Below are 4,986 nucleotides of genomic sequence, written 5' to 3' on the forward strand. Positions count from 1 at the left end.
GAAAGGCTGGGGTATCCATGATGGTAGACCTCAAGGTGATGGCCTACTTCAAGATTAGCCTTTCAACACGTAATTGGGACAGAGCCATAAAAAACGCCCCTTGCGGGGCATTTGTCATCAGTTGGCTTCGTCTTTCTTTTTGCGAATGCTTAAGCCCAGCTCCCGACCACGCAGTCGGGCGTAATAGATGGTGCCGACAAAGGCGAGAGTGGTGAAGACCAGCTCCACCACCGCCAGCCACCGCTCCCCCTCATCCGTGGTGATCAGGGTGAGGGCGTGGAGGAAATAGGGCATCAACACGAAGTTGCCCCAGGCGTGGGTGTAGGGGTTGCCCTGCACTATCCCCTTGAGGGGGAAGAGCAGCGGCACAGTCCAGATCACCGGCAGCAGCCAGGGGTTGAGGTCCGGGTGGGGCGACAGCCACAGATGCCAGAGGATGACCCAGCACAGCAGACCGAAGAAGCCGACCAGAGTCAGCAGACGGGCAAAGCGGGTGCTCACTTGAGGATCTCCAGCACCTGCTCCGGCGGCCGACCAATACGGGCCTGACCGTTCTTGATGACGATGGGACGCTCGATCAGCTTGGGATGCTGATGCATGGCGCGAATAAGGGCATCACCGCTGACATCGGCCAATCCCAGCTCCTTGTAGAGATCCTCCTTGGTGCGCATCAGCTGGCGGGGATCGCTAAAACCGAGCAGAGAGAGCAGGTTGCGGATCTCATCTTCACTCGGGGCCTGCTCCAGATAGAGCACCACATCAGGGGCGATCCCGTGCTGTTCCAGCAGAGCCAGGGTTTCGCGACTCTTGGAGCAGCGCGGATTGTGGTAGATTTGGGTCTCGCTCATGGTAACTCCCTGATTAATCGCAAGATGGGACTAGAAACGGCGCTATTGTAGGGGAAAGTGATGGTCAGGGTAAGCGGCAGTGGAAAGGAATTGAAACGAATTTGTTGGCTGATTGTGGCGGGCCTGCTGGGCGCCTGCACACCCGTCCCCGAATTTACCGATGCAACAGGGCAGTCGGTCAGCCTGCGCCACTTTGCCGGCAAGCCGCTGCTGGTCAACTACTTCGCCCCCTGGTGCGCCCCCTGCCTGCGGGAGATGCCGCGCCTCAACGGGCTGGCGGTGGAGGGAATGATCGCCGTGGTAGCCATCAACTACGACCCGACCACGCCAGCAAAGCTGGACAGGCTGGCTGCCCAGTACCACATCAAGGTGCCGCTCCTTATTGCCAATGAAGATGCCAAGCTCCCCTTCCCTCGCCCAAGCGGCCTGCCCACCAGCTATCTGCTCGATAGCGAGGGCAAGCTCAAGCAGACGCTGGTCGGCGAGCTCGACCAGCAGCAGATCGAGATGCTCAAGGCGACCGCCAGCAGCATGAGTCACTAGCCCATCTCTGCTATCACCGTCCCCCACATCAACGCCACCGCCATAAACAACAAGGGCGCACCGTGGTGCGCCCTTGTTTGATAGGTCAATGCTAGGTTTCGTTAGCCCTTGAGGCTGTCGAGATCCTTCTTGGCCCGCTCCAGCTCGGTGATGCGCGCCTCCAGACGAGCCAGGGTCATCCGATCGCTGGTGGTACCGCGTGCCACGATCAGCTCGTCGATGGCCGCCTGATAATCCCCGCGCAGCGCGAGCATCTCGGCCCGCGCCATATGCAGCTCGGTCATTCTGCCCGCCTTGCGATAGGCATCGGCCAGCAGGTTCCAGGCCAGATTGTTCTCCTCATGGGCACGGGCATAGGGGTCGAGGATGGCGATGGACTTCTTGTAGTTGCCGCTCTCGAGGTAGGCATTGCCGAGGTTGACCACCACCACTTCGTTGTCCGGCATCCGGCTGCGGAACTTCTCGAGGCGCGCGATGGCCTGGGCACTGCGCCCCTTGGCCAGATCGATGTCGGTCTGGACATCGACGATAAAGAGATCTTCCGGATGACGGGCCGCCAGCTCCTGCATCAGGGTATCCGCCTCGTCGGTGCGCTTGAGCTGGATCAGCGCCAGCGCCTTGCCATAGATGGCGGCATCCTTGAGCGGATAATCCCCCTTCTGGATCCGGCTATCGAAGTAGCTCAGCAGCCCCTGCGGGGTATCGGTACCAAAACGCACCTGAATCCGCACCTTGGCCAGCCAGAAGTCGAGACTGGGCGGCAAGTCGCGGCGGCCATAGCTGCCCGCCCGAGCGCGAGCCTCGCTGATCCGGGTCTCCGGCAGCGGGTGAGTGAGCAGCATTTCCGGCGGCTTGCTGGCGTAACGGTATTCGGCAGCCAGTTTCTGGAAGAAGTTGGCCATCCCCATGGGGTCGAAACCGGCATCATAAAGCGTCTTCATGCCGATGCGATCCGCTTCATATTCGTTGTCGCGGGTGTAGTTGATGGCCGACTGCATGGAGAGGCCCAGCGTAGTCTGCAACGCAGCGATACCGGCGGTCGGGTTGATCACCGCCAGCGCGATGGAGCCCACCAGACCGGCCAGGGTCACCGCCGAGCTGCTCGCCTGCGCCTCCATATAACGGGCGATATGGCGCTGGGTCACGTGGGTGATTTCGTGGGCCAGTACCGAGGCGAGCTCGCTCTCGCTGTCTGCGTAGAGGAAGAGGCCAGTGTGCACCTTGACTCGCCCACCGAGGAAGGCGGCCGCGTTGATGCTGGGATCATTGATGAGGAAGAAGGTAAACGGGAAACGTACCCCATCGGCGTTGGTCAGCAATCGCTGACCCAGATCGTCAATGTACTGGCTCAACACCGGATCATCGATGATCGGCAAACCCGCTCGGGCAAAGCGCATAAAAGCGTTGCCGTAACGCACTTCCTGCTCGATGGGCAGGGCAGCAACCCCGGCCGTGCCGATGTCGGGAAGCTGATTGTTGGCCTCGGCATGAAACGTGGCGCCCATCAGGGAAGCCAGCAGGGGAAGCGATGCCATCAGGGGGGAAAAACGTGCCACGTTATCTCTATCTCCATCAGAAAGGGCATCGGCAGAATACCCTTGCCCATCAAGGGCTACAAGCGTTGTTTCATGCTCTTATCACGGCCATAATAGCGGCCACCTGCCTGATGGAGCCCCCCATGGAAGTTCTCGACCTGACCCCTTGGCGTTGCCCCGAGCCGCTGATCCGGCTCAAGCTCTGGTTAAGGGAGGCCAAAAGCGGTCAAACCGTCACCATCCGGCTGGCCGATGCGGGCTCCCGGCAGGATATTCCGGCCTATCTGCACCGTCAGGGCCACCATGTCGAGGTGCAGCAAGAAGCGGACAAAACCCTCTCTTTGCAGTTGGTTGTCGGGGCGAAACAACCATCTTGAGCCCCAGTGATGTAAGGATGCCGTCATGTTAGAAGTATTGAAGCGCTGGTATCAGACCCGTTTTTCCGATCCCGATGCCGTTACCCTTTTCCTGTTGCTGGTGTTCTGCTTCACCATCATCTGGCTGTTTGGCGATCTGCTGGCCCCCCTACTGGTAGCGCTGGTAATGGCCTATCTGCTGGAGTGGCCGGTCGCCCGGCTGCAAAAAGCGGGGCTGTCGCGCACCCTGGCCACCAGCGTCATTCTGATCCTCTTTATTGCAGTAGCAGTCGCCTCCTTGCTGGGTCTTATCCCGACGCTGGTCAGTCAGGGGATCAATCTGGCCAAAGAGGCGCCGGCCATGCTGACCCACGCTCAGGATTATGTCCGCACCCTGCCTGACAAATACCCCGAGCTCATCGACGTCAGTCTGGTGGAGACCGTCATCGACAATATTCGCCAGCGCATCCTCAGTGGCGGCGAGCATCTGGTAAGCGCCTCCCTCAGTTCGCTGGTCAACGTGGTCGCCATCATGATCTACCTCATTCTGGTACCGCTGATGGTCTTCTTTATGCTCAAGGACAAGCGGGTACTGATGGGCAGCCTGCGCCGCTTTCTGCCACGCAACCGCACCCTGGTCAACCGGGTATGGGTCGAGATGAACAACCAGATCATCAACTACATCCGCGGCAAGGTGATCGAGATCCTCATCGTCGGCATCGCCACCTATGTTCCCTTCGCCCTGATGGGATTGCGCTACTCGGTGCTGCTGGCGGTCGCAGTCGGCTTCTCGGTACTGATCCCCTATATCGGCGCTGCCGTGGTGACCGTACCGGTAGCCATGGTCGCCCTGTTCCAGTGGGGGCTCACCCCCGAGTTCGCCTGGCTGATGGTGGCCTATCTGGTCATTCAGGCTCTCGATGGCAACCTGCTGGTACCTGTGCTCTTCTCGGAGGCAGTCAACCTCCACCCGGTGGCCATCATCATCGCCGTGCTGGTCTTCGGCGGCTTGTGGGGATTCTGGGGAGTCTTCTTCGCCATTCCCCTCGCCACCCTGGTCAAGGCGGTGATCAATGCCTGGCCAAAACGTGAAGAGATGCCCGGTGCCGCAAAATAACCTGCTTCCCCTGCAATCGTGACAACGGAGTGTCCATGACCTTTTTTCGTCAAATCAGAGCGGCAGGGCTGACGGCCCTGCTCCTCGCTGCCGCCATGCCAGCGCGTGCCGATATCGATCTTGGCGCCATGGATCTGCTCACCAGCGACAGCCCTACCAGCCCGGTGCCACAGGGCTTTGTCGCCGGTGCGGCGCTCATCGGGGGACAGGCCCGTTATGAAGCGCAGGACAACGCCCTCTACGCCATCCCCGGCTTTATCTACTTCGGCGACCAATTCATGTTTCTGGGGGATCGGGCCCGCTACTACTTCCACAAGGATGAGAAGATCGCCCTGTACGGCTATGGCCGGGTCCGTTTTGGCAATCTGGATCCCGAGGACTCGCCCGCTTTCAGTGGTATGGAGCAGCGAAAATGGCAGCTGGAAGGCGGGATCGGTGGCAACATCATCACCCCCTACGCCCTGCTGACCGTGCGGGCCAACAGCGATGTCACCGGCCGCAGCAAGGGGCAGGAGCTGCTGCTGTGGGCCGATTTCCCCATCCTGCGTGACAACCTGCTGATCATGCCGGGGATGGGGCTGATGCTG

At 60.3% G+C, this 4,986-nt stretch carries 7 protein-coding genes; 4 read left to right on the forward strand and 3 right to left on the reverse strand.

Annotated elements, in window-relative coordinates; translation table 11 throughout:
* Positions 1–117: 117 nt before the first annotated feature.
* Both AB5Y85_RS06210 and arsC read right to left on the reverse strand, forming a co-directional pair.
* On the reverse strand, positions 118–501 hold the full coding sequence (locus tag AB5Y85_RS06210; RefSeq protein WP_236294386.1) for a DUF2069 domain-containing protein: 384 nt from the start codon (positions 499–501) through the stop codon (positions 118–120).
* Positions 498–848, reverse strand: a complete 351-nt coding sequence (gene arsC, locus AB5Y85_RS06215) for an arsenate reductase (glutaredoxin) (RefSeq protein WP_042657676.1) — start codon at positions 846–848, stop codon at positions 498–500. The genes AB5Y85_RS06210 and arsC overlap by 4 nt, the downstream gene beginning before the upstream one ends.
* Before the next feature lie 60 nt (positions 849–908).
* Between arsC and AB5Y85_RS06220 the strand changes: the two genes are divergently transcribed.
* The gene (locus AB5Y85_RS06220; RefSeq protein ID WP_257687978.1) at positions 909–1,391 is read left to right on the forward strand and encodes a TlpA disulfide reductase family protein; all 483 of its coding nucleotides are present in this window, start codon (positions 909–911) and stop codon (positions 1,389–1,391) included.
* Between the two features lie 101 nt (positions 1,392–1,492).
* Here AB5Y85_RS06220 and AB5Y85_RS06225 read toward each other — a convergent pair whose 3' ends face one another.
* Complete coding sequence (locus AB5Y85_RS06225; RefSeq protein ID WP_368221276.1) at positions 1,493–2,947, reverse strand: M48 family metalloprotease; 1,455 nt, start codon at positions 2,945–2,947, stop codon at positions 1,493–1,495.
* Positions 2,948–3,069: 122 nt separating this feature from the next.
* Here AB5Y85_RS06225 and AB5Y85_RS06230 point away from each other — a divergent pair, with 122 nt between their 5' ends.
* From AB5Y85_RS06230 to AB5Y85_RS06240, 3 genes are all read left to right on the forward strand, one after another.
* The gene (locus tag AB5Y85_RS06230; protein ID WP_101529959.1) at positions 3,070–3,303 is read left to right on the forward strand and encodes a sulfurtransferase TusA family protein; all 234 of its coding nucleotides are present in this window, start codon (positions 3,070–3,072) and stop codon (positions 3,301–3,303) included.
* A gap of 25 nt (positions 3,304–3,328) precedes the next feature.
* Positions 3,329–4,399 carry an AI-2E family transporter gene (locus tag AB5Y85_RS06235; protein WP_005333851.1) on the forward strand — a complete coding sequence of 357 codons (1,071 nt, stop codon included), beginning with the start codon at positions 3,329–3,331 and terminating at the stop codon, positions 4,397–4,399.
* 35 nt (positions 4,400–4,434) lie between these two features.
* The coding region (locus AB5Y85_RS06240) for a MipA/OmpV family protein (RefSeq protein WP_368221277.1) at positions 4,435–4,986 on the forward strand (552 nt) is incomplete at its 3' end.

This window comes from Aeromonas sp. R3-1, from assembly GCF_040908345.1.
GTDB lineage: Bacteria > Pseudomonadota > Gammaproteobacteria > Enterobacterales > Aeromonadaceae > Aeromonas > Aeromonas veronii.

What these genes read in the sequence shown, in the direction of transcription:
- arsC (WP_042657676.1), bottom strand. Translation starts at nt 848, where the DNA reads ATGAGCGAGACCCAAATCTACCACAATCCGCGCTGCTCCAAGAGTCGC.
- AB5Y85_RS06220 (WP_257687978.1), top strand. Translation starts at nt 909, where the DNA reads ATGGTCAGGGTAAGCGGCAGTGGAAAGGAATTGAAACGAATTTGTTGG.
- AB5Y85_RS06230 (WP_101529959.1), top strand. Translation starts at nt 3,070, where the DNA reads ATGGAAGTTCTCGACCTGACCCCTTGGCGTTGCCCCGAGCCGCTGATC.
- AB5Y85_RS06235 (WP_005333851.1), top strand. Translation starts at nt 3,329, where the DNA reads ATGTTAGAAGTATTGAAGCGCTGGTATCAGACCCGTTTTTCCGATCCC.